Origin of the sequence: Natronomonas sp. CBA1123, from assembly GCF_009741925.1 — an archaeon.
In the GTDB taxonomy this organism is placed as follows: domain Archaea; phylum Halobacteriota; class Halobacteria; order Halobacteriales; family Haloarculaceae; genus Natronomonas.
Map to the genome: position 1 here is coordinate 1 of NZ_WPCC01000035.1, position 23,539 is coordinate 23,539.

The window sequence follows — 23,539 nt, forward strand, 5'->3', positions numbered from 1 at the left end:
CTCGTCGGTGGACGCCTCCGGCAGCGATGGGCCGACGGCAAGTCGCCATCGGGTCGCGTCGCGCGCTGAAGTCGCCCGTCGACCGCCGCGCTGGAGTTCCGGACAGCGACGTGGTGACGGTGGGGGACGGTCCGGGGGTGCCGTCTGTCCGGGGGACGGTCGGGAGCGCGGCTTCGGCGGCGACCGCGACCGCTTCCGTCGCACGACGGGCGCGCCGTCGGACGACTCGCTCGGGAAACAGCCACGCTTCGAAGCGGGCACGAAGCGACTGGTCCGGTGGGTCGACGTGCTCGGAGAGGACGCTGGCGGCGACAGGGTCGTCCGTCCACTCGCCCGATTCCAGCAGGCCATCGACGGATTCGGCGGCGGTCCCGCCCTGTGTGAGCGCGCCGACGAGCGTATCACGGAGCGCCGGCCGGACGACGTCGATGCCGTCCTCGACGGTCCCCTCACGGCGTGCCGTCTCGCCCGCACCATCGAGGATGCGGGCGAGTGCGACACTCGAGAGTGGATACTCGCTTGCGACTTCTTCGGGCGGAGGCGAAGCGAAGGGTTCCGTAGACGACCGCCTTCCGTCGGCGGTCGAATCGGGAGGCGCCCTGATTTTCAGCGCGGCCAACAGCAGTGCGAGGAGCGCGACAGCGACGAGCAAACCGGTTTCGACCGTCGAGGAACTCGGCCACTCGGCAAGTACGGCAAGCGCGACACCGACCAACACGAGGACGAACCCGGCGACGGCGGCGAGCAGTTGGCGTCTCACTGCTCTTCACCCCCGCCGCGTCGTCGGATGGCTTCGTAGGCGTCGGCCGCACGCGAGCGGACGGCCGCCGACAGCGGGCGGTCGCCGTACTCCACTTCCCGGAACAGTCGCGTCAGTTCCGCGACCGGTCGGCGGGGGAACCCCTGTTCGACCGCGGCAGCGGCTATCTCCTCGGGAGTACTCGAGCGCCATCGGTTCGGAGCGACGAGTCGGGCAAAGCCACGCCACAGCGCGCGAATCGAGCGACCGTCGTCGGTCACGTGACCCGGCGTGGCCGAGGCACTCTCGCTGGCGGTGGGGCCGTCAGCGTTCGAATCGTCGACAGAACGGCGACGGAACGCGAGAGCGACGGCGACGACGAGCGTGACCGTCGCTCCGAGAACCGCACCGAGGCCGTCGGCGACACGATAGCCGATGGCCGTCGCTCCAACGCCCGCCACCGCGAGGGCGATGACGATCGGGTTCCGAACGGTCCGTCGGATACCGCCGGCCGTCGAGCGGAGGACCTCGCGCAAACGCTCGAAGAGCTCGGATGCCGACCGCGGGAACGACATGAGACGTGCTGCTGCGCTCTGCACGGTCGCCGCGACAGCCGACGCGAGGCGCCCGATGTCGTCGGCCAGACGGAGTACGTTGCGGTACGCCGACTCGACGAGCGACGACCACAGGCGTCGGAGCAGGCTGGGAAGGCGGCGGACGTTCGTGGCCGCGCGAACGGCGGTGACGCCCAGCCAGCGGAGCGTCCCGCCAGCCGTGGTGGCACCCTTCGTAACCGACCGCCGCCACCGGTAGAGGGCGATACCGACGACGACGGCAATCACCGAAGCGAGCGCGACGTATCGGCCGGTCGGTCCGTAGAGGCCGTCGGCGACGACGACTGCAGCGACGGCGGCGACACCGGCAGCGACGGGTGCCACGCCGCGGCGACCGCGGATGCGGTAGGCGGCTGCTGCGAGCAGCGCGACGACGAGGGCGAAGACGCCCGCCGGAACGGCGTAGTGGGACGCGACGCTGGTCGTCGCCCGCTGGTCCGCAGTCTCGACCGCTATCGTTGTGGTCGGATTCAACGGTACGTCGACCGTGCGTCGACCGTCGGCACCGGTCGTCCCGCGGCGTTCACCGCCGACGAAGACGGCGGCTTCGGTCGGTTCGTTCCCCAGTCGAGCGATGACGTCGCCCTCGGTTCCCGGGAGCGCGAGGAGGTTCTCCGAGCGGAGCGACGCCGACAGCAGGAGTACGTCGACCCGTTCGGCCCCCGCGAAGTCACCGCGGACGACGCGGACCTGGAATCGTTCCGTTCCGTCTTCGGGGACCGCGACGGTCGCGGTGCCGTCGGCGTCGGTTTCGCCAACTGATTCGCCGTCTACGAAGACCCCGGCGCCGCGGAAGGGTCGGCCGTCGATTGCCGACTCGACGGTGAGCGTGTCGCCTGGGTAGGGCCGCCCGCGAACGTCGACCGTGACGGTACCGTCGACCGGGTAGGTGACGCTCGCGTTCGGCGTAACAGTCCCCTGGGCCGCCGCAGCGACCGAGAGGGCCGGGAACCCTGCGGGCGACGACAGGTCCGGAGCGCCGCCTTGGCGGACGCTGTCGGTGCTCGCACGGCAGTCGGGGCGCCCCGGAACGTCGACCCGAATCGTGAGTTCGCGCTCGTAGGGGACCGACCCGGTCACCTCGCCGTCGGCGTTCGTGGTGCCGACGCGCTCGCCGTTGAACCACACGGGCGCGTCGGCGAGCGGCTCGCCCTCGTAGGTGACCCGCGCCGTGACCTCGCCGCCGGGTTCCGGCTGACGGTCGAGACCGATAGAACAGCGCGGCTCGGTGCGCGTGGGTTCGCCGTCGTTCTCCGGGAGGAACCACTCCAGGAGTTCGTACAAATCGAAGGTGCCGTCGGGGGCTTCTCCCGAACCGCCGGTACCGGGATTTTGGCCCGTCGAGTCGCTCTCGCCTGAGTCGTCCCCGGAGCCAGCGCCGCCCGACGGCGCGACGACGGGGACGAGGAAGGCGGCGACGACGAGTGCGACCGCAGCGAGGACGACGAGACCGACCTGTGCGGTGCTGGTGGTCTCGTCCGTGCTCTCCGGGGACGGCGCGTCGTCGTTCATCCGTACACCCTGTTTTCGCGTTCGGGGACCGCTTCGGTGTGTACGTTGTGCCGTTCTTCGGTATAAAGTGTCGGGCGGACTGAAAACGTGAGAGTAGCCGAGCAGGGCCGTCACGCGCTGTCAGGGCGGCGTGGGGAACAGACCTGACGGTAGCTAGGTGAAAACGGGAAAACGTCGAAGGGGTGGTTCGACGGTGTGTAGCCGAGTTACGCCGTGAGGTCGGTGTTCTCGGTCGCGTCCTCGACCTGTTCGGAGACGTCCTCTATCTGCTGTTGGACGGTGTCAGCCTGCTCTTCGAGTTGTTCCTGGATGCTGTCGAGTTGCTCGTCGAGTTGGTCCTGGAACTCCTCGGAGCGCTCGTCGAGCTGCTCCTGGAGGTCCTCGATGGACTCTTGGAGGTTTTCGAGGGCGTCGACGGTCTGGTCTTCGAGGTCTTCACTGGCTTCGAGCAATTGGGAGACCTGTTCGTCGAGGGTCTCGAGGAAGTCCTCGAGGAGTTCGTCGACAGACTCGTGGCCGTCGTCGAGGTTCTCCTCGATGGTGTCGAGGGCGTCGGACTGGTTGGCTTCGAGTTCGTCGAGCTGCTCGTCGAGGGTCTCACGAACGTCCGCCAGCACGTCCTGGTCGCCGGGGACGGCCGATTCGATGGCGTCGAAGTAGGCGTCGACGCCCGTGCGGACGAGGTCGTTACTGCGCTCGGAGAACTGTCGGGTCGTGTCGAAGCTCTCGACGAGACGCTCGTTGACGTTCTGCTGGAACTCGACGCCGGACTCGATGGCGTTCTGGGTCTGTTCGAGCGTGCTGCGCTGGAAACTGAACATCGTGCTGACCGCGGAGTCGTTTTGGCTCATTGTAATTGAACTAACGCGTCCCGACCATATAAACTTTACCACCAAATACCACTCAATACCAAGAAATGGTAATAATCGTCTATCTTCTGGCGGCGAGGGGTCACCGACAGGGGCCAGAGGCTTGTAGCGACGGCCCGATAGACGATACGGATGAGCAACGCAGCATCACTTCAGGAACTGCTGTCGGGAGCCTCCGAACTCACCATCGTCTGTCACAACAACCCCGACCCGGACTGTCTCGCGAGCGCGCTGGCGTTGGGACGAATCGCCGCCAAGGTGGGCATCGACGAACGTCGCATCGTCTACAGCGGCCGAATCAGCCACCAGCAGAACCGGGCGTTCGTCAATCTCCTCGAAATCGACCTCAAGCCGTTCGATGCTGCCGCCATCACCGAACGCCCCGAGGACTCGTTGCTCGCGTTCGTCGACCACGCGGTTCCGGGGGCGAACAACGAGGTGCCCGAGGGGACGCACGTCGACATCGTCATCGACCACCACCCGAACGACGACATCGACGCGACGTTCGTCGACCACCGCGAGGAACTCGGGGCGACGGCAACCATCCTCGCGGAGTACGTCGAAGAACTCGACGTGGAACTCGACACGCCCCTCGCGACCGCGCTGCTGTTCGCGATACGGCGCGAGACGCTGGGCTTCCTCCGAGGGACGACACCCGCCGAGTACGAAGCCGCCGCCAGACTGCACGACCACGCCGACCGCGGACTCCTCCGAGAACTCTCCTCGCCATCGGTCACCGGGGCGACGGTGGACGCCATCGCCGACGCCATCGACAACCGAACCGTCCGCGGCGCCGTCCTCATCACTCACGTCGGCCGGACGACCGAACGGGATGCCCTGCCGCAGGCCGCCGACTATCTCGCCACGCTGGAGGGCGTCGAAACCGCCATCGTCTTCGGCATCATCGACGAGTCGATTCACATCAGCGCCCGTTCGACGGACGCACGAGTCAACATCGGTGACGTCCTCTCGACGACGTTCGATGAGGTCGGAAGCGCCGGCGGCCACCGAGAGATGGCCGGTGGGGAGATTCCGCTCGGCATCTTCGCCGGCTACACCAGCGACGACACAACGCTCGTCGACATCGTCGCCGCCGTCGTCACCGACCGACTTCTCGATGGATTGGGGTTAGTCGAATCCGAGAGCCGAAAAGAGACAACAGAGGAGTGACCGACCGAAGGGTCGAAGCGCCCGCTGTTACCCCTGTGCAGTCAGCGAATCGAAGGCCGCGGGGTTCTCCCAGAGTTCGTGTAACGTCCCGGCCGCGAGAAAGCGCGTGGGTGCCGTCACCCACTCGCTCGTCACCGCCGCATCGGGTTCGGGAGCGTCGGTAGTGAACCACCACGCGACGTACCGACCGTCGTCGAGTCGCGCCGTCGGATACGACTCCCGGTCGACGATGATGTCGATGCGCGTGTTCGACTCGACGGGCGGCTGTTCGTCCGTGTCGGCGCCGACGCTGACCTCGACGGGAACGTGACCGTCGGTTCCCGATGTCGGACGCTCGCCGTCATCCGTATCACGAGGCGACATGCTGTGGAGTATCGGCTTGGACGGCATCGTACAAAAAGACCAGTCGGCCACGCGTCTGACGGGGCCGAAAGGACCGATGCGAACGCTGGCCAGCTGGACGAACAGCGTGGTGTCCAGACCCCGTTTCGCCCGTCCAATTTAATGAGGACGGAGTCGTATACGACCCATGACAATCGACGAGCTCGCCGACCACGGCGTCGAACGCATGGACGAGGAGACGATTCGGGAGTTCCTCGAAACGCAGGGCACTGGTGTCCTCGGCCTCCCGACCGAGCGACTGCCGTACATGGTGCCACTGTCCTACGGATTCGACGGCGAAACGAACCTCTATTTCACCTACGTCGTCGGGGACGTAAGCCAGAAGGCGCTGTTGACCGAGGAAACCGCCGCGGCCAGCTTCCTGGTGTACTCCGCCGATACCGAGTACATGTGGAGCAGCGTCAGCCTCGAAGGTATCATCAGTCGAGTCCCGGAACGGGAGTGGGATTCGCTCGGGGACGCTCTCGAACCACTCCAGCGCCCCGAGGCGCTGAACGACGCGAGCGAATCGGAGGATGTCGCTGTGTACCGGTTCGAGATACAGACCCAGACGGGAATCAGACACGCCGGAACCCCACCGGAGATGGACCCGGATTCCTCCGAGAACTGAGTCCAGCACTCGTTTTTCGTTTGATTGAGTAGCGCGACACCGAACGCTGGGCCCGCTTCCTCTGCTCCCGCTACGAAGCGGACGAATCAACCGCGTACCGCCAGCAGGGGGAGGCACCACCCAACTCTCACGGGAGGGCGTGCCTTCGAGTTTCGATTGTTCGCCTTACCGGTAGTCCTCGAGCACCGATGCCACGTAGTCCCGGCCGCCACGGTGCCAGTAGAGACCGACCACCCGGAGCGATTTCTCGACGCGATATGGGACGAGCCCGTGCTTCTCGCAGAACACCTCCCAGAACGTTTGGACCGTCTCGCGATCCTCGCGATTCCCGATGTCGACATCGAGGTCGCCGAGGGCTTCCGTCACCGCAAACAGCGTGTGGTCGACTGGCAGCGAGACCCATCCCATCCCCGCCAGCGGCGCAACGCAGTCGTGCATCAGCCGCACCCAGAACGGCGTACTGACGGCGTCCGCGATGCCCGGCAAGTCGGCGCCGCGGACCAATCGCGCCGCATGGGGCGCGACGTAGTCGGCCTGGCGCAGGAGTCCCTCTGGGCCCCCATCGAAGCGCTCGTACAGCGTGACGGCGGAGGTGAACCACCAGTGGGCGTCGTAGGCGTCCATGATATCGAGCCGATTGAAGAACGCCTCGAGTTCCTGTTCCCCTTCGGTGGCGACCAGCCGATGTGGGTCGTACACCCACTGATGCTGTTGCCAGAGGGTCTTACAGACGCGCCAGAACCCCACCCGTCCGATCTGCGGTTTGGGACGGCCGGATGGATGGGCGTGAAACGGGACGAGCGACAGCGTCAGGAACCGAGCGGCCTCGGTTGTCGTGAGGTCCAACTCCTCGACGACCGTGTACTCCGGGAGCGAACGATTCGCGAAGAAGTCCGCTCCCGCCTGTTCGGCGTGTTGGAGTCGCGAGACGAGCGCCAGTAGTTCCGGCTCGTCTCGAATCATCGCTACCGTCCGCTCGAACCGAATCCCTGTAATGGTTTGGAGCCACCCTGCTCGCATCTGCCGTTCGAGGGGAGGTTGTGACACTCGAACTCGAATTCGCTCCGTTCGATGGGCCGGGATATATAATGGACAGGAAGACGGAGATGGCCACCTTAGGGAACATGACGTTCGGGGGTCGCAGATGGAGCCCCCATCCACCGCAAATTTAATGCCCATAGAGCATATATTAGAATGTGATTATGTTTAATGGGCATTTTGAGTTGGCAGGGACGAGTGTCGAATACGGGGATGTTGGGTTTCTCTTCCCCGTCGATGAACTTGATGCGACTGTGATCAAGCACCGGGACGCCCAACTCGCACTCGCCGGTGTCGATGGATCCGACGTCATCGTCGTTGCCCCGACGAGCCTCGCAACGAGTTACCTCCTCACCCAGCACACGCTCACCGTAATCCCAGTCGACGGTCTCTCTACTGCAGTCCGAGCACGAATCGCCGAGGAAATCGACGCATCCATCGAGGCGTTCGACCTCGTTCAAATCGGCAAGTGGAACAAAGACAGCCCGAACCACTCGCTCGCGGAATTCACGGGCGCCTGAGCACTGACTCGTGAACTACGGACCGGACAAGCCGAGCAATGCGTGACTCCCGATGACTGATACACTCGAACCCCTCGCCGAAGAGTACCCGGAGGCCACCCCGTACATCCAGCAAGCCGTCGACGAGCACGGCGAAGAGTGGGTCTTGGAACACTACTACGAGCAACTCCACCCACTCGGGAGAGTAATGACAATGCCCGAAAAAGACGAACTTCCGTTCTACGATGCGGACGAACACGACACGATGACGAAAGAAGAACGAGTCGAGATGTACCAAGCGTTGGCAGCGTATCGAGAGAACCTCCGTACGGGGACGAAACCCGACGAGTGACTGCCACCGTACATTTTTCTCAGCGGTAGTCGTTGACCCACGCATGGCGCTGGATCAGGCTCGTGGGGTCCTACTGGGGCTTGCGTGTGGCGATGCACTCGGACGGCCAGTCGAGTTCGCGACTGCCGCCGAGATTGCTGCTGAACACGGGCGACTCGACGAAATGGTCGGGAACAGAGCGTGGAACCAGCCCGCGGGGACGATTACCGACGACACCGAGCAGGCGCTGTGTATCGCGCGAAGCCTTGCCGAACAGCAGGCGTTCGAACCGACTGATATTGCAGCCCGCTTCGTCACGTGGTACGACAGCGACCCGTTCGACATCGGCCGGATGACGATGAAGTCACTAAGCCGCCTCAAACACGGTGCAGCGTGGGACGAGGCAGGCCAGCAGGTGTGGGAAAACAGCCCCGAAGGACAAAACGCCGGCAACGGGAGCGTGATGCGCTGTCCACCGCTCGCGATTCCGTACGCGACCGACAGCGACCGGCTCGTCGACATCAGCAAGCAGTCATCGCAAATTACACACGCTGACCCACGGTGCACCTACGGTTGTGCGGTGTTGAACCTCACGCTTGCAGGGGTTCTCGAAGACGTCGACAGGCCGCTACGGGATGCCCTCGACTATCTCGGTGAGAGTGCGCCGGACGAACTCATTTCTGCTCTTCGACCACTTACCAGAGGTGATTCACCCGACACCCTGGAGACCTCCGGATACGTGATCCATTCACTGCAAACAGCACTCCACGATGGCTTGGGATGTCCAACCGCCGAGGAGGCGATTGTGACCGCCGTCAACCGTGGCGGGGACACTGATACAATCGGTGCGATTGCGGGGGCAGTCGCTGGTGCACGGTTCGGTGCGTCCGAACTACCTGAACGGTGGCTTTCTGCTATTGCCGATAGGAATGAACTCGATGAGTTAGCGACCCGACTCGTGGAGATAGCGTGAGGGCCGTTCTTGTATTCGAAACGTTCCGAAACGGAACGAGCCCGACGGGAGTTGAACCCGCGACATCTTGGTCCGGAACCAAGCACTCTGTCCACTGAGCTACGGGTTCTTGCTCACGAGTAGCCGAAGCCGTGATGTAACTATTGTGAACGGAACTACAGACGGCCAAAGAAAGTCGAGCGTTACGGCGATTCGCCGGTCTCGATTGAGAAGTCCGAGATGGGGTAGGCGACGCAGGTAAGCGTGTAGCCGTCGTTGAGCTCGGGGTCGCCGAGCATCTGGTTGGTGTGATGTTCGACGTAGTCCTCGCTGTTGCCGCCGTCGGTGATGTGGCCGGCACAGGAGATACACTGTCCCTCCCGGCAGGCGTAGGGGAGGTCCCAGCCCTCGTCTTCGCCCGCCTCGAGGACGGTCTCGTTCTCCTTGACCTCGATGGTGGTGCCTTCCTTCACGTACTCGATTTCGTACACTTCCGCTTCGTCGTCGGGGATGGCGGCCGGACTGTCGTCGCCCGCCTCGCCGTCTTCGAGTTCGCCCTCGCTTTCACCCTCGCCGGCAGCGACCGCCGCGGCGGCCGCACCGCCACCGCCGATACTGCGGTTGCCCGGTTCGGGGAACTCCGTCTCCGGGACCGCCGAGGCCCGCTGTTCGACGACCTCGTCGGAGATGTCCTCTCGGGGCGTCCATTCCGCGCCCTTCGAGAAGTGCAGGACGACCGCGGCGAGTGTCAGCACCGCCCCGCCAACGATACCCACTGTCGTGACCATATTCGATGTTAGTAAAGGCCCTTCAATAGCGTTGTGATTCGACCTTTTTTCCTCGGCGGCCTTCGGCCGCCTCCGCGTACGGCGACGGAACGACTCGAACTCCTGCCCAGTACCACGAAATTACGCGACGGCGATTCTACCGTCACCGATTCCGGCAACCCCCGTCGTCGCCCGGAAGCATATCCCCCGAGAGCGCGGACGAGCGGTATGGTCAATCAGTTCATCGACGGCGAGTGGGTAACCGAGTACGACCCCACCGACGACGACGGGTCGTTCCAGCGCCAGCCCACGACGTTCCGGGACCGCGTCGACGCCGAAGACGTCGAAGTGGGTCGCTATCACCTCTACGTGTCGTATGCCTGCCCGTGGGCGCACCGAACGCTCGTCACTCGGAAACTGCTCGGGTTGGAGGACGCCATCTCCGTCGACGTGGTCGACCCCTACCGCGACGACGAGGGCTGGCAGTTCACCCCCGAGAAGGACGGCGCCACCGAGGACACCGTCAACGGCGCCGACTACCTCCGGGAGGTGTACATCGAGGCCGACCCCGACTACACCGGCCGTGTCACGGTGCCGGTGCTGTGGGACAAAAAGGAGGACACCATCGTCAACAACGAGTCCCGGGAGATTATGCGGAACCTGACGACGGCGTTCGCCGGGTTGGGCAACGGCGTCGACCTCGCACCCGCGGACCGTAGAGCGGACATCGACTCCGTCCTCGACGATATCTACGAGCCCATCAACAACGGTGTCTACCGAACCGGCTTCGCCGAGACGCAGTCGGCCTACGACGAAGCCGTCACCGAACTGTTCGACGCCCTCGACCACTGGGATTCGGTGCTGGCCGACCAGCGGTATCTCGTCGGTGACCGTCTCACTGAGGCCGACATCGCGATGTACACCACGCTCGTCCGCTTCGACGAGGTATACCACACCCACTTCATGTGCAACCACGAACTCATTCGGGAGTACGACAACCTCTGGCCCTACCTACGAGACCTGTATCAGACACCGGGATTCGGCGAGACGACCCACATGGACCACATCAAGGAACACTACTACACCACGCATCCGGACGTGAGCCCAAAACGAATCGTGCCGATGGGACCGAACCCCGATTTCGAGGCCCCGCACGACCGCGACGCCCTTGCCGGCGAGCCTCCGGTCTGAAATCGTCGAGCCCCGTTCTCCCGGGCGCAGACTCCGCCGGTGGCGTTACGCATATATGTGTGCGTGGTATACCCACACATAGCCATGCCGGATACGAAGCGAGGCCGCGAACAGAAGGGTCGGAAGAAGCGAGAGCAGCGCCGCGAATACGAAATCGAGCGGGAACTCGAGGCCCAAGAGCGCGAGCGGGACTTCGAAGAACTGTACGAGGAACAGGAAATCGAGCTGTGAGCGGTTGGTGACGGCTGATTCTGATTATTACTCGAGGTGGGGAGCCACCGCTACGGTCGGACGGTGACTCGCGACGGAACCCATATTCGACTCGAATCCCTAGCGACGGGCGACGACTCGCTTCTGCCGTAAGAGAAACGGCAGAAGCCCACCCCAAACCATGGCTTACACACTGATACTCGGCGTTCTGCTGGCGTTCGGGACGGTGAGTGCTGCCGGCATCCTCGGCGTCGGCCTCGCCGCGTTCATCCAGCGACGCTCGTGGCCGTATCTGCTGGTCGCACTCGCCCTCGCGGCGCTTTTCGTCCGCGCAATGACGGGTGTGGGATACATGACCGGCGGACTCTCGCTGGAAGCACACCACCTCTTGGAACACGGACTCGACATCGTGATGGCCGCCCTCGTCATCGCCGCCGTGCTGTCGGCACACACCCTCGGTGACCGCATCGGAGGTGAGATACGGTGAGCGGCACCCGCGACAGCATCGAACGACACATCCGGGAGGACCCGGGCGTCCACTTCAACGAGTTGGTCCGGGCGCTGGACCTCGCACCCGGGCAGGTCCAGTATCACGTCCGAAAACTCCGGCGCCGCAGCGCCGTCGTCACCGACGAACTGTTCGGTCGGACCCACTACTACCCGCCGGAGTACGACGAGTGGGAGCGAGCGGCACTGGCGCTGTTGCGCCGGGAGACGAGCGCCGAAATCGTCGCGACCCTGCTCGACGAGGGACCGAGTCGACCCGTCGACATCGCCGAATCGGTCGGCATCGCCCGCAGCACGCTCTCATGGCACACCGAGCGACTCGTCGAAGCCGGCTTACTCGAGAAGCGCTACGACGGCCACCAACTCGCCGTCGTCGACGCCGACCGGACCGCCGAGTTGCTGGACACCGCCGACCCGCGGCTCCCCGAGCGCCTCGTCGACCGATTTACGCGACTCGTCGACGCGCTGTTGGAATAACGGACGACGACAGTCCGCATGATTCGACGGTCGGACCAGAATCCAAATACGGGTCCCGAACCGACGCATACGTAATGCAACGCCGCGACTACGTTCGTGCGTGCCTCGGTGCCGGTGCCGTCGGAGTGGCCGGCTGTTCGGACCTCATTCGGACGCGGGAAGTCACCTCCACGCCGCCGATTCTCGAGAACCGACCCGACCGCGTGTACTACCCGACGCACGTCGACGGGATGGCGATGGTCGATATGGCCAAAACCGACGACGGCGAGTACGCCTTCGCGCTGATGTACACCTACCCGCACCGCTTCTGGCGGGTCGATGCGACGACGACCCAACCCGAGGAGGCCAACCTCCACGACGTCGACGGGAGCAACGACATCCACCTGATGGCGGTCGTCTGGGACCCCCAGACCGGCCGTGTCCTCCCGGATACGGGCATGAGCGTCGACATCGCCCGCGACGGCGAATCGCTGGACGAACAGGTCATCTACCCGATGCTGTCGGCGCGGATGGGCTTTCACTACGGCGCGAACTTCAAACTCGACGGCGAGGGTACCTACGACGTGACGATGTCGGTCGGCGGCACGAACGTCCGTCGGACCGGCGAGTACGTGGGCCGCTTCAGCGACCCCGGCAGCGTCACGGTTCCCTTCGAGTTCACCACCGAGAAGCGCGACGAACTCGGCATCGAGCGGGCTGGCGACCGGGCCGGCGAGGCCGCCGTCCCGTCGGTCATGGAGATGAACCACCCTCTCGGCGTCGCACCCACGCCGGAGGAACTCCCCGGAACCCACCACGGAACCGCCGAAAGCGACGAGGCGAAACTCGTCGTCGTCTCGCTCTCGGAGCGCCCCGACGGCGTCGACGGCGAGGGCGACTATCTCGCGGTGTCGGCCCGAACGCCGTACAACGAACTCGTGTTGCCGGGAATGGCGCTTGACGCGACCGTCGAACGCGACGGCGAGACCGTCTTCGAGGGGACACTCGAGCGCACCTTCGACGACAGCCTCAATTACCACTACGGTACGGCCGTCGACGACGTGCAGGCGGGCGACGAACTCACGCTCGAAGTCGTCACGCACCCACAGGTGGCCCGCCACGAAGGGTACGAGACGGCGTTCCTTCAGATGCCGAACGCCGAGTTGACGCTGTAGTTCGACACCGCAGTTTTGAGGGACCGGACCGTAAGCCGACCGTGGCCTCCGAGTGTGCCGTCTGTGGCGAGGACGCGACGGTCAGCGACGCCTGTCCGCACTGCGGTGGAGCGTACTGTCCTGACCACCGGCCGCCCGACGCCCACGACTGTCCGGGGACGGCCGCCGGAACGACGGCCGGTTGGCGACTAGACCTCGACAAGTCGGACGCGGAGCGAAACGACACCGACGGCGAGACACCATCGCTATCGTCGCTGTTCCGGCCGGGCGTCGGTCTCGCCGTGTTGACGCTCGTCATCGTCGGCCTCGCGTTGGGCGCCGTCGCCGCTGTCGACCCCTTCGACGGCGGCGGACTCGACGCCGACGCGGTCGAAACCCACATCGAGAACGGAAGCGACGCTGCGCGGGCCGACGCTGGCGTGGGAACGACCCAACACGACGATTCACTCGCCGCGGTCGCTCGCGCACACAGTCGCGACATGCGCGACCGAGGATTCGTCAACCACACGAACCCCGACGGGGAAGGTCCGCAAGACAGAGTCGACGCTGCCGGGCTCGACTGTCGGGTCGGCGAGAACATCTATCAGACGCCGCGAGGTGCCATCGCCACCTCCGAGCGTGCGTTCGCCGACCACGTCGTCCGGTCGTGGCTGGATTCGCCGGGCCACCGCCGGACGCTACTGCGAGACCGCTACACGAGACAGGGCGTCGGCGTCGCGGTGGGCGACGATGCCGTCTACGTCACGCAACTGTTCTGCTGACTCAATTGACGTACTTTCGCTGGAACTCCTCGTCGGTCTTCGTGAGATACAGGATGCCCTCGATGAGACCGACGAGGGCCGGGATGGCCGTCCAGAAGAAACAGAGATACAGCACGCCCATTCCCGTCTCGCCGAGGTAGAACTTGTGGACGCCGAGCCCGCCGAGCAGGATGGCGAGAACGCCCGCCGTGACGCGGTCCTTATCGTAGTCCTGTGCGGGAGATTTCTGTCTGACGCCACACTCCGGGCAGATTTCGGCTTCCTTCTTGATTATCTCGCCACAGCTCGAACAGTACTGTTCGTCCTCCGCCGGGCCGCCAGCGTCTCCGTGTTCGGTCGACATACTCGGAGTTGCTCCGCGCGACCGTATATAACTGACCCCCGAAATCAGCCGTCGGCGCGGTGGGAGACAACGAGGAGTCCGCCCGCGACGGCGGCATAGACGACGCCGACGGCGAGTATCCGAGCGTCGCCGTCAACGAGGAGCCCCACGAGTCCGACGCCGTAGGCGAACCCGAGGAGGCCCCCGCTGGCGGTCCGAATGACGTTGTACCCTCGTCTGTCGATGAACGTCGTCGCCGCCCAGTCAAGCAGCGCCGGAATCGGGAGGAAAGCGACGACGGCGAGGCTGCCGAGTACCGTCGGTCCGAGAAGCGCCACGAGGACACCCAGTGCGATACCGGGGTAAATCCCGAAACACCGCGCACACAGGCGGACACGACGGCCGAAGACGACCGGCGCGTAACACCGGTAGTGCTCGTCGGGGCCGTGATGTGAGAGGAGATACCCCCGCGTTTCCGACAGGGCGGCGCGGATTCCCGCTCGGTCGACCATCGCCACGGACAACGGAGCCGTTTTACTTATCGCTGCCGACGGGGCGAGTATGCGCCGAATCCGGCCCCGAGGGCAGTTCCGGCTCGCCGACTCGGCTCAGCAAGTCGTCGGTGGGTTTCTGCTCGCCGGCCCGTTCGTCGTCACCGAGGAGGTGTGGACGCTTGCACGCGATATGAACCTGCTCCAGTTGCTCCTGACGGTTACCATCGTCTTCGCCATCGGCTACGCGGCGCTGTACAAGGCCGCCGGGCGCGACCCCGACGACGACAGGGAGCTCGCGGGGATTCCCGCCCGGTTCCTCTCGTTGATGCTCGTCTCCTACGGGTCGGTCGCGATTCTCGCGGTGGCGTTCGGCGCCCCCGGCACCTTCCTCGACGACCTCGCCGGCGTCGAGATGCTCGTCGTCACGTTGCGGGCCATCGCCGTCGGCGCGGTGTTCAGCGTCGTCGGCGCTGCGACCGCCGACTCCGTGTTCTGACGTGCCGGCGGTCGAACGTTCGCCGGTGGGAGAGAACGTATCCGTCTCGCCCTCCGATGGCGGGTATGCATCGGCCGACGCGACGGACGTTGCTCGCCTGTGGCGTTGCCGGCCTGACGGCGACTGCCGGCTGTTTCGCGGGCGAAGCCGACGAGTACCCCACCGGCGAGGGCGAAACGACGTGGCCGGCGACACCGACGTGGCGGGCGGCCGAGGGGTCGCCGCTGGACGCCGAGGTGACGGCGACGACCGCCGTCGAGAACCTCTCGATTCCATGGGATTTGACCTTCGCCGGCGACGAGGTGCTTTTCACCGAGCGGACCGGCGGCGTCCGACGGTTCGATGCCGAGACACTGGCGACGGAGACGGGCCTCCAGCCCGACGACGCGACGACGGTGCTCTCGGCGGGTGACCTCCCCGACCGAACCGGCCCCGGCGAGGGCGGCACGCTCGGCATCGCCGCCCATCCCGGGTATCCGGACCCACGAGTCCTGTTCGTCTACTACACCGCCGACGACGCCCTCCGGAACCGAGTCGTCCGCTACGACGTCGACACCGACGAGGTCTCGGTTGTCGTCGACGGGATTCCGGCCAACGACTGGCACAACGGCGGCCGCATCGAAGTCGGCCCCGACGGCCACCTCTGGATACTGGCCGGCGACGCACAGGACGGCGCCGAGGTGGCACAGGACCCCGATTCCCTCGGCGGCGCAGTGCTTCGGGTAACCCTCGACGGCGACCCCGCACCCGGGAACCCCGACTTCGGGGCGGGCGGTGACCCCCGAACGTACACGCTCGGCCACCGGAACCCACAGGGTATCGATTTCACGCCGGACGGGGAGCCGCTGGTCGCCGAACACGGGCCGCTGAACCGCGACGAGGTGTCGGCGTTACGCCCCGGCGGAAACTACGGCTGGAACGTCGCCCGCGGTGGCCCCGGCGGCGTCCAGTACAACGCCTACGGCGAGAGCGAGGCGTTCACGCCGCCGATTCTCAACACCGGCGCCGACACGACGTGGGCGCCCTCCGGCAGCACGTTTTACACCGGCGAGGCGATACCCGAATGGCACAATCGACTGTTCGTCGCCGGGTTGCGCTCCCAGACGCTGTATTGTGTGACCCTCAACGCCGACGGGTCGGGGCCCGACGGCGGGAGACGCTTCGACGCGGACTGGCTGGACGACCGCTACACCGCGACCGCACACCGACTCTACGAGGGCGAATACGGCCGACTGCGGCACGTCGAAGAGGGCCCCGACGGCGCGCTGTACCTGCTCACCTCGAACCGCGACGGGCGGACGCTCACCGACTTCCCGGTCGACTCCGACGACCGAATCGTCAGAATCGAACCGACGTAAGGCTCAGGGTTCAGCGGGCCCTCACTCCGAGCATGCCCGTCGGCGGCGACAGTTTCGAGTGTGACACCTGCGGGACGACGGCCGACCGCGAGACGGCGGTCCGGACGAAGACGATGGGCGGGCTCGACGAGACGAAGTGGCAGACGTTCTGCTGTCCGAACTGCGGCAGTCGGCTGAAGACGGTGTTCGTCGGCGACGAGTGAGACGAGTACACCGACCGATGTGGACGGAGCTATTTGTCGTCCCGCCGCGAATCGGTGTTGTGTTCCGAAACGCGAGAGAGACCGGACCGGTCGTGTTGGTCCCGCTGGCGTGGGCGTTCGTCACCGCCGCCCACCTTGGCAGCGTCGAAACCTACACGCTGTTCGTCGCCCACGTCGTGATGAGCATCCTGCTCGCGGCCTTCGCCGTCACGTCCTGGCGAGAGATGAGCGAGGGCGTGCTGTGGGCGTGGCGGACGGTCATCACCGTCGGCTTCCTCGTCACGGTGGCCGGAACGGTCGGCTTCCGCGTCGACAGCGGTTCGACCGCGCTGTTTTCAGTCGCACTGTACGGCTGGATTGGACTACCCGCCGCCGGGTTCGTCTACACCGGTCGACGGGTGCGGGAGGGCGCGTGGATTTATTTCGGCGGGGCGGTGCTGTGCGTGCTCGGTGCGGTCGGCTACACGCTCGGCGTCGCCACCGGAACCGAACCCGCGCTCGCGGCGTCGCTCGCACTCGTCGGCGTCGGGCAAACCGCGGGCATCGCCGACGCAGTCTATCGGTACTGAGCCGTCTCAGTCACCGACGCCCTCCAGTTCCGTGAGCGATTCGAGGTCCGGCACGTCCTCTGCGGCGTCTTTGATTTGCTCCATCCGCTGGAGGTGTTTCTCGGTGGCGAACTGCTGGAGTTCCTCGGGGCTCGGCCCGATGTCCTCGCGGTACTCCTCGTCGGGGTTGGCGGCGATGCCGTCGACCAACGGCAGGAGTTCGTTGACCGTCTCGTCGAGCAGCGAGGGGTCGACGTCGCCCTCGGAGACGAGTTCCTTGAGTTTCGCCATCCCGAACCCGACGTGTCGGCCCTCGTCCTGTCGGATGAGCGTAAAGCCCTCGTACAGTCCCGGCAGGTACGGGAGGTCGGGGTGGTTGTCCTTCGAGTACGCCTGCTGGAGGCCGTAGTAGCCGGTCTGGGCGAGGATGCCCTCGATGACGAGGTGGTAGTGACAGTACGCGCGGGCGAAGTTCTCCGGCGTGGGCTCGTCGAGCAACCGGTGCATCGCTTCCTCGTTGCGCTCGAAGAGGTCGTTGTACTCCTCGTTGAACCACTTCTCGTCGGTCGGCGAGGAGGTCTCGAAGCCGAGTTCCTCCTCGACGGGGTGGATGACCTCCCGCCAGTAGCGGTCGAAGTGGTCGGTGTGTTTGCCCTCCTCGTACAACTGCGTCGTGATGAACAGTTGGTCGTCGATGTCGTCGAGCGCCGTCGCAAGCGGCGCGAGGTCCTCGGTGACTGCCTGCTCGCCGGCACCGAACCGTGCCACGCCCATCCGGAAGTTGTCGAGTCGCTCTTCGGCATCGGGTGCGGATTGTAGGGACTCGACCAGCGCCTCGCGGTCGGCCTCGAGGTCGATATCGAAGGGGTCCCAGTGTCGTTCGACGGCGTTGCGGTAGTAGCGCGTCCCCCCGACTCTCCCGGTCGAGTTGGAGGTGACGTGTGCTATCTATATTCATGGTTCTCCATGACGTTTCACACGAACCAGTATAGAGGTTACACCCCGCACTGAAGGCCCATTCAAGAGGTGCATCGAACGCGCGGCGCTCAGAACGTGTACGCCAACATCACTTCGTCGACGTGGTCGCCGTCGATAGTGTAGTGGTCCTTGCGGATGCCTTCGGTCTCCCAGCCGTGGTCTTCGAGGAAGACGATTGCCTCGTCGTTGGTCGTCGGGACGCTGTTGTACACCTTCCGGTAGCCGTTGGCCTCCGCCCAATCGAGGGCGCGTGCGAGCAGTCGACTCCCGATGCCGTTGTCCTGGTAGTCTCCGCGGACGCCGACGGTGAGTTGAGCGGTGCTCTGGAGTTTATCGACCTGCGGCAAATCGAGGTGTGCCCACCCGATGACGTCGCCGTCGACGGTAGCGACGAAGAACACCCGCGATTCGACGCTGTTGTGCCGCGTCACGGCGTCCTCGTACAGCAGTTGCTCGGCGATGGATTCGGCGACGACGTAGGTATCCTTCGCCGTCACGTCCCGGATGGTGTCGATGAGCCCGTCGAAATCCGACTGCTTGGCCGGCCGAATCGTGTACTCGACGTCGCCGGCGGTGTAGGACTCCACCGACCCCACGTCGAGGGCGACCTGTAGCGTCCCGCCGTCGTCTTCGAGATACCCCCTCGATTCCAGCTGTTCGAGCGCCTCGCTGAACTCCTCGGGCGGCAGCGACGTGACCTCTCGAACCCGATGCCGCGCCGCGGTGCCGTGCCGTTCGACGTACTGGTAAATCTCCTCTCCGGCCTCCGTTTCGAACGTCGGCCGCTCGGTCGTCTCCATACCCGACCGGAGGAGTGAAGCCCACTTGAGTTCTTGGTTCGTGTTAGCTTTCGGCACTCCACACCGGTGAGTGGTTTCAGGACGGTTCAGAACGAAGAGTCGCACATGACAGCCGATGACTCCATCGCCACCGTCGATTTGACCGGCAGCGACTACGTCATCGAACGAAACCTGCTCCGGACCGAGTGCCGCGTCTACGACGATTCGGGCGCGCTCCTCTTGCAGACGAAACGGAGGCCATTCGAGACGAGGAAGGCGTTCACGTTTCTCGATGCACGCGGCCGACCATTCTACGCCGTCGGCGCTCGCTGCGTCGACGGCGACGACGGCAACTACACCCTGACTGAGGCCGGCACCGACGACGACATCGCCGTCCTCGAAACGGATTTCACCTCGTTCAAACACGTCTGGCGGGTCCGCTCGCCCGACGGCGACCTCTGGGCAGTCATCGAATCACAGCACACGCTGTTGGAGGCCGCACGGAACGTCGTCGAAGTCATCGGCTGGCGCCCACGCGAGTACACCATCACCGGCCCGAACGGCGAGGCGTTTGGTCGACTCGAAGGCCGCTTCTCGCTTCGGAATACCCATGAGCTCCACGTCGGCGACTCCGGGAACGCACCGAAAGAGAGCCTCGTCGCCGCCGCCATCGCCATCGACGCCCTAGCGGGGAACTGACACCGCAATCCGGCCGGGCTATCCGACGCATACCATTACTTCGAGTTGGGTTTCGGACAGTGCGGGCGGACATTCGCTCCTCGATTCGGACCGGTCGTGGCTGTATCGGCCGAGGCTGAAAGACGCCGTACGCCGGGTCGACATCGACGCCCACCTGAGAACGCGGTACGTGGCGCTGTACCGACTCCGATACGGAGAGGCGCTCAGCGTCGAAATCGGTCCCGCAACGGCGGATATCGGCATCGGAAGCACCGCCGAATTGGACAACGTCGTCAGCATCTCCGGGTAGGAACGCCCCGTCGCCAGAACCATCGTCGACGAACTGAACGAAGACGACGTGTTCTGGGACGTCGGCGCGAACGTGGGCCCCTTCTCGTGAATCGCTGGCGACGTACTGGAGGACGGTCGCGTCGTCGCCTTCGAACCGTACCCGCCGAACGTCGAGCGACTGCGACACATTCTCCAGCGAAACGACGCTCCTCGCGAGATAGAGTCGCGTGCCCTCTCGGACGGCGAGGGCGAACGGACGTTCTTCGTCATCGGGACCGACGAGGCCGGGTCGAGGGAAGGCTCCATCGAGGACGGCTACGCGACCACCGACGACGCGGTCCGGACCATCACCGTCGAGACGACGACCGCGGACAACGCCGTCACGGCGGGTGTCCACCCTCCGCCGAACGTCGTCAAGATAGACGTCGAAGGAGCCGCTCCCGCCGTGCTTGCGGGGATGGAAGGAACGCTCGCACGCCCGGACTGTCGACTGCTCGTCGTCGAACCGCACGACAACGAGGCAACCATCGAGACAGTGCTGGAAGACGCCAGCTTTCGGACCCGACGGCTTCGCGTCGGTGGGTCGAACAGAGTCGTCGCCGAACGAGCAGAGTAACATTACGCAACCACACCACCGCAGTATCCAACATTCGTTGTGCGCGTAAGGAAAACGTATCGTCAGTACGGTCGACACCGTTCGCGGTACGCCGTGCTGACTGCGATGCGGGCGAAAATAAGCACGAACATACGGTTCGACGGTGTTTCGGATTCTGGTTTATAACTAACTTCCCGGTTGCAGTACCCCACCCATGGGACCGCAGCACCACCAACACGACCAGTACGCACAGACACCGACGACGGGTCGCGGTACCTACAGACGTGACGTGATGAAGCTCGTCGGCGCCGGAACCGCCCTTGGCGTCGTCGGAGGCGCTGGCGGCGTCGCTGTCGCAGACGAACACGAATCCGAGGACGGCGACGAAGACGACGGTGCGGTCGTCGGAAACACGGTCCACGTCGTTCGGACGCTCATCCAGCCGTCGACGAACCCCGAGCGACCCGCGGACTTCTTCTATCAGCCGACAGGGCTCCACGTCAACCCCGGTGACGTGGTGAAGTTCGTCTTCGAGACGCCCGACCACACGGTCACGTCCTATCACCCCGCCTTCGGGATGCAACGTCGACTCCCACCCGGCGTCGGACCCATCTCGTCGCCACTGCTCGGTTGGGACCCGAACTCGCTTCCGGACGACATCGTCATGCCACCGGCCGAGAACGGCGGCGAAGAGACGAGCGATGGAGCCAACTCCGAGGATACCGAGGCGGACGACGAGAGCGGCGAAGACGACACCGGCGACGAAAACGGCACCGACGACGAGGGGCACGGCCCACCCCAACCGAGCACGTGGCTCTACGCCTTCGAGACGCCGGGCGTCTACGACCTAGAGTGTGCCCCACACGAATCGTTTGGGATGGCGATGCGCGTCGTCGTCGGCGAGGAAACTGAAACCGCCTTCGAAACGTCCGACACCTCGCAGTTGCCACCACCACGGGCCGGTCCGGTCGGCCTCGCCCGACAGGTGCTGACGGACCCGAACGTGGAGCCAGCGGCCATCGTCGAGAACGGCACCGTCGAGTGGATGGACCTCGAATTGAACACAACGTCGGGAAGCGGCGACGGCGAGGAGTAAGCCGGCCATCGCCGCTCAAAACGAGCTCTCGACCTCGACGGCGACCTCGTTTCGGCGCAGGAACGGAAGCGTCCACGGCGCGTCGTAGCCCATAAAAAACGGCTCACCCGCGAGCGGAACGTTCGCCGCGTCGAGCTTATCGAGTAACGCCTCGGTCTCGCTGTCGATGCGTGCCTCGGTCGGCCGCCACGAAAACCGACGGACTGCGACGGTTCGCTCCGAAATTTCGAGAAGCTCGACGGAATCCTCGGTCGGCCGAGGCGCGCTCTCGATGTCGTACTCCGCCGGGAGATAAAACCGCATTCGACTGCCGTCCTCACCGCTGACTTCGACCGGTGCGGTCATCGAAATCGTCGCTCCGCCCGCGGACAGTTCGACTGGCGCAGTCATCTCGATTTCAGTCGTGTCCGCGTTCGCCCCTGCGATGTACTGGAACAGCCGTCGGAATGCGGCCGTCTGCGAATCAGCGGTCGTTTCCACGATGACCACCTTCGGATACCGACGCAGTTCCACGTCGTCGAGGCGCGCGACGACGGTGTAGGGAACCGTCTCCGTGGCGACGCGCTGATAGATGTTCGCCGCCCCGAATCCAGCGATGACGCCACCGACGACCCCGAGGGCGATTGTGCGCTTCCGAACCATGCTGTACGTACGGGGACTGCCACAATAAGCCTACTCAGCGTTCGTTCGTCGGTTATTGCAGAACACCGGACGTGACGGGGTGCGTCCAGTGACCGGTTGCACTCGAACGAGGAGTTTCGGAACCGTAGGACGACGAAGGCACTGTCGAATATTATTCAACCGGTAATAGGATGCCGCCTCCCGGATTTGAACCGGGGACAGCTCGATCTTCAGTCGAGTGCTCTCCCAGTCTGAGCTAAGGCGGCTTGCAGACGCAACGACGCCGACGCTATCAAAAAGGGTTTCGAAAGCCGGCGCGGCGATGAGACTGAATCGAGGCTAGATAAGGAACACGTCCGCGGAGTCGAACGTCCGGCCACAGTCGCCGCATTCGTACTCCATCCCATCGATGGATTCCAGTCGTCCGCCACACTCCGGGCAGTCCGAACCGGCACGTCCTGACATACTACGTGGTGGGTCGTGGCGGCGCATAGGCCTTTCGCGGCGACGACCGTTCGAAAAGTGGGCACGGATGGAATCGAACCATCTTCTCGTCCTTGTAAGGGACGCGTCATAGCCACTAGACCACGCGCCCGCACTCGGCCGAAACCGGCCCGTAGAGTTAACCCTTGCCTTCCGCGCCGGCCGGTCGTCGCCGGTGACGGAACGTTTAGGCACGTTCCGTCCCGAGGGAGTGGAAATGACGCGACACCGGACGTGGGCGCTCGTCGTGGTGGTCGTCGCCGCCGCCCTCGGCGGCTGTGTCGGCCCGTTCGACGCCGGCGGACAGTCGACGGCGGAACCGACGCCGACCGACGAACCGACGCCCACTGCGACGCCGGTCCACAGCAGTTACGCCCAGACGACCGTCACGGTACAGGACGGCGACGGCGACGCCGAACTGGGGGCCGTCGAGGCCGCCATCGCCGACAACGGGACGCTCCGGTACACCGGGTTGAGCGACACCGAATCACTGCCGGAGGACCGCGGGATGTTGTTCGTCTTCGACTCCGAGCGGGACCTGACGTTCGTGATGCGGGAGATGGACTTCGCCATCGACATCGTCTACATCGATTCCAACGGGACGATAACGTCGATTCACCACGCCCCCGCACCCGGACCCGACGAGGACGGCGAATCCCAGCGCTACTCCGGCCGCGGACAGTACGTCCTCGAGGTGAACCACAACTGGACGACCGACCGCGGAATCGAAGTCGGCGACCGGGTCGCCTTCGAGTTGCCGGAATGAGTGGCCGTCGGCACGCTTTTCGCCGGC

Annotated in this window: 31 protein-coding genes and 3 tRNA genes; 19 read left to right on the plus strand and 15 right to left on the minus strand. The window is 64.9% G+C overall.

All coding sequences use genetic code 11. The features are described 5' to 3' along the window. From GJ631_RS13765 to GJ631_RS13775, 3 genes are all read right to left on the minus strand, one after another. A partial coding sequence (locus GJ631_RS13765) for a hypothetical protein (RefSeq protein ID WP_156709711.1) occupies positions 1-760 on the minus strand: 760 nt, incomplete at its 3' end. After that, positions 757-2,865 carry a DUF4129 domain-containing protein gene (locus GJ631_RS13770; RefSeq protein ID WP_156709712.1) on the minus strand — a complete coding sequence of 703 codons (2,109 nt, stop codon included), beginning with the start codon at positions 2,863-2,865 and terminating at the stop codon, positions 757-759. The genes GJ631_RS13770 and GJ631_RS13765, both read right to left, overlap by 4 nt. A 206-nt stretch (positions 2,866-3,071) precedes the next feature. Next, positions 3,072-3,716 (minus strand): hypothetical protein, encoded by a 645-nt coding sequence (locus GJ631_RS13775; protein WP_156709713.1) that lies wholly within the window; start codon positions 3,714-3,716, stop codon positions 3,072-3,074. A 150-nt stretch (positions 3,717-3,866) separates the two neighbouring features. On the opposite strand from GJ631_RS13775, the gene GJ631_RS13780 reads away from it, so the two are divergent. Continuing rightward, complete coding sequence (locus tag GJ631_RS13780; protein WP_156709714.1) at positions 3,867-4,904, plus strand: bifunctional oligoribonuclease/PAP phosphatase NrnA; 1,038 nt, start codon at positions 3,867-3,869, stop codon at positions 4,902-4,904. 27 nt (positions 4,905-4,931) lie between these two features. On the opposite strand, the gene GJ631_RS13785 is transcribed toward GJ631_RS13780, so the two are convergent. After that, entirely contained in the window at positions 4,932-5,267 is a 336-nt protein-coding gene (locus GJ631_RS13785; protein ID WP_156709715.1) for a hypothetical protein, read from the minus strand. A 166-nt stretch (positions 5,268-5,433) separates the two neighbouring features. Between GJ631_RS13785 and GJ631_RS13790 the strand changes: the two genes are divergently transcribed. Next, a complete protein-coding gene (locus GJ631_RS13790; protein WP_156709716.1) occupies positions 5,434-5,916 on the plus strand; it encodes a pyridoxamine 5'-phosphate oxidase family protein in 483 nt (160 codons plus the stop codon). 165 nt (positions 5,917-6,081) lie between these two features. On the opposite strand, the gene GJ631_RS13795 is transcribed toward GJ631_RS13790, so the two are convergent. Beyond that, a complete protein-coding gene (locus tag GJ631_RS13795; RefSeq protein WP_156709717.1) occupies positions 6,082-6,963 on the minus strand; it encodes a hypothetical protein in 882 nt (293 codons plus the stop codon). Positions 6,964-7,118: 155 nt separating this feature from the next. Here GJ631_RS13795 and GJ631_RS13800 point away from each other — a divergent pair, with 155 nt between their 5' ends. The 3 genes from GJ631_RS13800 to GJ631_RS13810 are packed head-to-tail and all read left to right on the plus strand — an operon-like array spanning position 7,119 to position 8,758. Then, a complete protein-coding gene (locus tag GJ631_RS13800) occupies positions 7,119-7,475 on the plus strand; it encodes a hypothetical protein (protein ID WP_156709718.1) in 357 nt (118 codons plus the stop codon). Positions 7,476-7,527: 52 nt separating this feature from the next. Next, positions 7,528-7,806: a hypothetical protein gene (locus tag GJ631_RS13805; RefSeq protein ID WP_156709719.1), complete on the plus strand. Its 279-nt coding sequence runs from the start codon at positions 7,528-7,530 to the stop codon at positions 7,804-7,806. A gap of 43 nt (positions 7,807-7,849) precedes the next feature. Then, on the plus strand, positions 7,850-8,758 hold the full coding sequence (locus GJ631_RS13810; protein ID WP_156709720.1) for an ADP-ribosylglycohydrolase family protein: 909 nt from the start codon (positions 7,850-7,852) through the stop codon (positions 8,756-8,758). 36 nt (positions 8,759-8,794) lie between these two features. On the opposite strand, the gene GJ631_RS13815 is transcribed toward GJ631_RS13810, so the two are convergent. Together GJ631_RS13815 and GJ631_RS13820 are read right to left on the minus strand one after the other, a co-directional pair. Beyond that, positions 8,795-8,867 (minus strand) — tRNA-Arg (locus GJ631_RS13815). A gap of 73 nt (positions 8,868-8,940) precedes the next feature. Then, positions 8,941-9,525 carry a 2Fe-2S iron-sulfur cluster-binding protein gene (locus tag GJ631_RS13820; RefSeq protein ID WP_156709721.1) on the minus strand — a complete coding sequence of 195 codons (585 nt, stop codon included), beginning with the start codon at positions 9,523-9,525 and terminating at the stop codon, positions 8,941-8,943. A 207-nt stretch (positions 9,526-9,732) separates the two neighbouring features. On the opposite strand from GJ631_RS13820, the gene GJ631_RS13825 reads away from it, so the two are divergent. The 6 genes from GJ631_RS13825 to GJ631_RS19490 all read left to right on the plus strand — a co-directional run bounded on the left by GJ631_RS13825 (position 9,733) and on the right by GJ631_RS19490 (position 13,804). After that, positions 9,733-10,695 carry a glutathione S-transferase family protein gene (locus tag GJ631_RS13825; protein WP_156709722.1) on the plus strand — a complete coding sequence of 321 codons (963 nt, stop codon included), beginning with the start codon at positions 9,733-9,735 and terminating at the stop codon, positions 10,693-10,695. Positions 10,696-10,779: 84 nt separating this feature from the next. Then, entirely contained in the window at positions 10,780-10,926 is a 147-nt protein-coding gene (locus GJ631_RS18695) for a hypothetical protein (RefSeq protein WP_178915126.1), read from the plus strand. A gap of 160 nt (positions 10,927-11,086) precedes the next feature. Beyond that, a complete protein-coding gene (locus GJ631_RS13830) occupies positions 11,087-11,392 on the plus strand; it encodes a hypothetical protein (protein WP_156709723.1) in 306 nt (101 codons plus the stop codon). Continuing rightward, positions 11,389-11,889, plus strand: a complete 501-nt coding sequence (locus tag GJ631_RS13835; RefSeq protein ID WP_370518678.1) for a winged helix-turn-helix transcriptional regulator — start codon at positions 11,389-11,391, stop codon at positions 11,887-11,889. The genes GJ631_RS13830 and GJ631_RS13835 overlap by 4 nt, the downstream gene beginning before the upstream one ends. A 74-nt stretch (positions 11,890-11,963) precedes the next feature. Next, entirely contained in the window at positions 11,964-13,043 is a 1,080-nt protein-coding gene (locus GJ631_RS13840) for an iron transporter (protein ID WP_156709724.1), read from the plus strand. 41 nt (positions 13,044-13,084) lie between these two features. Next, the gene (locus GJ631_RS19490) at positions 13,085-13,804 is read left to right on the plus strand and encodes a CAP domain-containing protein (RefSeq protein ID WP_156709725.1); all 720 of its coding nucleotides are present in this window, start codon (positions 13,085-13,087) and stop codon (positions 13,802-13,804) included. A 1-nt stretch (position 13,805) separates the two neighbouring features. On the opposite strand, the gene GJ631_RS13850 is transcribed toward GJ631_RS19490, so the two are convergent. Beyond that, positions 13,806-14,147, minus strand: a complete 342-nt coding sequence (locus GJ631_RS13850) for a TM2 domain-containing protein (protein WP_156709726.1) — start codon at positions 14,145-14,147, stop codon at positions 13,806-13,808. A gap of 44 nt (positions 14,148-14,191) precedes the next feature. Beyond that, on the minus strand, positions 14,192-14,638 hold the full coding sequence (locus tag GJ631_RS13855) for a DUF2085 domain-containing protein (protein ID WP_156709727.1): 447 nt from the start codon (positions 14,636-14,638) through the stop codon (positions 14,192-14,194). A 49-nt stretch (positions 14,639-14,687) separates the two neighbouring features. On the opposite strand from GJ631_RS13855, the gene GJ631_RS13860 reads away from it, so the two are divergent. The 4 genes from GJ631_RS13860 to GJ631_RS13870 all read left to right on the plus strand — a co-directional run bounded on the left by GJ631_RS13860 (position 14,688) and on the right by GJ631_RS13870 (position 17,246). After that, the gene (locus GJ631_RS13860) at positions 14,688-15,116 is read left to right on the plus strand and encodes a DUF2391 family protein (protein ID WP_156709728.1); all 429 of its coding nucleotides are present in this window, start codon (positions 14,688-14,690) and stop codon (positions 15,114-15,116) included. Positions 15,117-15,181: 65 nt separating this feature from the next. Further along, positions 15,182-16,474 (plus strand): sorbosone dehydrogenase family protein, encoded by a 1,293-nt coding sequence (locus GJ631_RS13865; protein ID WP_156709729.1) that lies wholly within the window; start codon positions 15,182-15,184, stop codon positions 16,472-16,474. 32 nt (positions 16,475-16,506) lie between these two features. Then, positions 16,507-16,677 carry a hypothetical protein gene (locus GJ631_RS18700; RefSeq protein ID WP_197425070.1) on the plus strand — a complete coding sequence of 57 codons (171 nt, stop codon included), beginning with the start codon at positions 16,507-16,509 and terminating at the stop codon, positions 16,675-16,677. A 59-nt stretch (positions 16,678-16,736) separates the two neighbouring features. Further along, a complete protein-coding gene (locus tag GJ631_RS13870; protein WP_197425072.1) occupies positions 16,737-17,246 on the plus strand; it encodes a hypothetical protein in 510 nt (169 codons plus the stop codon). Positions 17,247-17,252: 6 nt separating this feature from the next. Here GJ631_RS13870 and GJ631_RS13875 read toward each other — a convergent pair whose 3' ends face one another. Continuing rightward, a complete protein-coding gene (locus GJ631_RS13875; RefSeq protein ID WP_370518679.1) occupies positions 17,253-17,999 on the minus strand; it encodes a ribonucleoside-diphosphate reductase in 747 nt (248 codons plus the stop codon). A gap of 272 nt (positions 18,000-18,271) precedes the next feature. Then, positions 18,272-19,003: a GNAT family N-acetyltransferase gene (locus tag GJ631_RS13880; protein WP_156709731.1), complete on the minus strand. Its 732-nt coding sequence runs from the start codon at positions 19,001-19,003 to the stop codon at positions 18,272-18,274. A 105-nt stretch (positions 19,004-19,108) separates the two neighbouring features. Here GJ631_RS13880 and GJ631_RS13885 point away from each other — a divergent pair, with 105 nt between their 5' ends. The 3 genes from GJ631_RS13885 to GJ631_RS13895 all read left to right on the plus strand — a co-directional run bounded on the left by GJ631_RS13885 (position 19,109) and on the right by GJ631_RS13895 (position 21,642). After that, positions 19,109-19,681, plus strand: a complete 573-nt coding sequence (locus tag GJ631_RS13885; protein ID WP_156709732.1) for a hypothetical protein — start codon at positions 19,109-19,111, stop codon at positions 19,679-19,681. A 394-nt stretch (positions 19,682-20,075) separates the two neighbouring features. Next, positions 20,076-20,567: an FkbM family methyltransferase gene (locus GJ631_RS13890; protein WP_156709733.1), complete on the plus strand. Its 492-nt coding sequence runs from the start codon at positions 20,076-20,078 to the stop codon at positions 20,565-20,567. Between the two features lie 193 nt (positions 20,568-20,760). Then, on the plus strand, positions 20,761-21,642 hold the full coding sequence (locus GJ631_RS13895; protein WP_156709734.1) for a hypothetical protein: 882 nt from the start codon (positions 20,761-20,763) through the stop codon (positions 21,640-21,642). Between the two features lie 15 nt (positions 21,643-21,657). Here GJ631_RS13895 and GJ631_RS13900 read toward each other — a convergent pair whose 3' ends face one another. From GJ631_RS13900 to GJ631_RS13910, 4 genes are all read right to left on the minus strand, one after another. Next, positions 21,658-22,284, minus strand: a complete 627-nt coding sequence (locus GJ631_RS13900; protein WP_156709735.1) for a heme-binding protein — start codon at positions 22,282-22,284, stop codon at positions 21,658-21,660. A 171-nt stretch (positions 22,285-22,455) separates the two neighbouring features. Beyond that, positions 22,456-22,529, minus strand: a tRNA-Phe gene (locus GJ631_RS13905). Positions 22,530-22,602: 73 nt separating this feature from the next. Beyond that, on the minus strand, positions 22,603-22,728 hold the full coding sequence (locus tag GJ631_RS19275) for a hypothetical protein (RefSeq protein ID WP_255453959.1): 126 nt from the start codon (positions 22,726-22,728) through the stop codon (positions 22,603-22,605). A 58-nt stretch (positions 22,729-22,786) separates the two neighbouring features. Further along, a tRNA-Val gene (locus tag GJ631_RS13910) sits at positions 22,787-22,858 on the minus strand. A 105-nt stretch (positions 22,859-22,963) separates the two neighbouring features. Between GJ631_RS13910 and GJ631_RS19060 the strand changes: the two genes are divergently transcribed. After that, complete coding sequence (locus GJ631_RS19060; RefSeq protein ID WP_156709736.1) at positions 22,964-23,512, plus strand: DUF192 domain-containing protein; 549 nt, start codon at positions 22,964-22,966, stop codon at positions 23,510-23,512. The last annotated feature ends 27 nt before the right edge of the window (positions 23,513-23,539 follow it).

What these genes read in the sequence shown, in the direction of transcription:
- GJ631_RS13770 (WP_156709712.1), bottom strand. Translation starts at nt 2,865, where the DNA reads ATGAACGACGACGCGCCGTCCCCGGAGAGCACGGACGAGACCACCAGC.
- GJ631_RS13775 (WP_156709713.1), bottom strand. Translation starts at nt 3,716, where the DNA reads ATGAGCCAAAACGACTCCGCGGTCAGCACGATGTTCAGTTTCCAGCGC.
- GJ631_RS13780 (WP_156709714.1), top strand. Translation starts at nt 3,867, where the DNA reads ATGAGCAACGCAGCATCACTTCAGGAACTGCTGTCGGGAGCCTCCGAA.
- GJ631_RS13785 (WP_156709715.1), bottom strand. Translation starts at nt 5,267, where the DNA reads ATGTCGCCTCGTGATACGGATGACGGCGAGCGTCCGACATCGGGAACC.
- GJ631_RS13790 (WP_156709716.1), top strand. Translation starts at nt 5,434, where the DNA reads ATGACAATCGACGAGCTCGCCGACCACGGCGTCGAACGCATGGACGAG.
- GJ631_RS13800 (WP_156709718.1), top strand. Translation starts at nt 7,119, where the DNA reads ATGTTTAATGGGCATTTTGAGTTGGCAGGGACGAGTGTCGAATACGGG.
- GJ631_RS13805 (WP_156709719.1), top strand. Translation starts at nt 7,528, where the DNA reads ATGACTGATACACTCGAACCCCTCGCCGAAGAGTACCCGGAGGCCACC.
- GJ631_RS13810 (WP_156709720.1), top strand. Translation starts at nt 7,850, where the DNA reads ATGGCGCTGGATCAGGCTCGTGGGGTCCTACTGGGGCTTGCGTGTGGC.
- GJ631_RS13820 (WP_156709721.1), bottom strand. Translation starts at nt 9,525, where the DNA reads ATGGTCACGACAGTGGGTATCGTTGGCGGGGCGGTGCTGACACTCGCC.
- GJ631_RS13825 (WP_156709722.1), top strand. Translation starts at nt 9,733, where the DNA reads ATGGTCAATCAGTTCATCGACGGCGAGTGGGTAACCGAGTACGACCCC.
- GJ631_RS18695 (WP_178915126.1), top strand. Translation starts at nt 10,780, where the DNA reads ATGCCGGATACGAAGCGAGGCCGCGAACAGAAGGGTCGGAAGAAGCGA.
- GJ631_RS13830 (WP_156709723.1), top strand. Translation starts at nt 11,087, where the DNA reads ATGGCTTACACACTGATACTCGGCGTTCTGCTGGCGTTCGGGACGGTG.
- GJ631_RS13840 (WP_156709724.1), top strand. Translation starts at nt 11,964, where the DNA reads ATGCAACGCCGCGACTACGTTCGTGCGTGCCTCGGTGCCGGTGCCGTC.
- GJ631_RS13850 (WP_156709726.1), bottom strand. Translation starts at nt 14,147, where the DNA reads ATGTCGACCGAACACGGAGACGCTGGCGGCCCGGCGGAGGACGAACAG.
- GJ631_RS13855 (WP_156709727.1), bottom strand. Translation starts at nt 14,638, where the DNA reads ATGGTCGACCGAGCGGGAATCCGCGCCGCCCTGTCGGAAACGCGGGGG.
- GJ631_RS13860 (WP_156709728.1), top strand. Translation starts at nt 14,688, where the DNA reads ATGCGCCGAATCCGGCCCCGAGGGCAGTTCCGGCTCGCCGACTCGGCT.
- GJ631_RS13865 (WP_156709729.1), top strand. Translation starts at nt 15,182, where the DNA reads ATGCATCGGCCGACGCGACGGACGTTGCTCGCCTGTGGCGTTGCCGGC.
- GJ631_RS18700 (WP_197425070.1), top strand. Translation starts at nt 16,507, where the DNA reads ATGCCCGTCGGCGGCGACAGTTTCGAGTGTGACACCTGCGGGACGACG.
- GJ631_RS13875 (WP_370518679.1), bottom strand. Translation starts at nt 17,999, where the DNA reads ATGGGCGTGGCACGGTTCGGTGCCGGCGAGCAGGCAGTCACCGAGGAC.
- GJ631_RS13880 (WP_156709731.1), bottom strand. Translation starts at nt 19,003, where the DNA reads ATGGAGACGACCGAGCGGCCGACGTTCGAAACGGAGGCCGGAGAGGAG.
- GJ631_RS13885 (WP_156709732.1), top strand. Translation starts at nt 19,109, where the DNA reads ATGACAGCCGATGACTCCATCGCCACCGTCGATTTGACCGGCAGCGAC.
- GJ631_RS13895 (WP_156709734.1), top strand. Translation starts at nt 20,761, where the DNA reads ATGGGACCGCAGCACCACCAACACGACCAGTACGCACAGACACCGACG.
- GJ631_RS13900 (WP_156709735.1), bottom strand. Translation starts at nt 22,284, where the DNA reads ATGGTTCGGAAGCGCACAATCGCCCTCGGGGTCGTCGGTGGCGTCATC.
- GJ631_RS19275 (WP_255453959.1), bottom strand. Translation starts at nt 22,728, where the DNA reads ATGTCAGGACGTGCCGGTTCGGACTGCCCGGAGTGTGGCGGACGACTG.
- GJ631_RS19060 (WP_156709736.1), top strand. Translation starts at nt 22,964, where the DNA reads ATGACGCGACACCGGACGTGGGCGCTCGTCGTGGTGGTCGTCGCCGCC.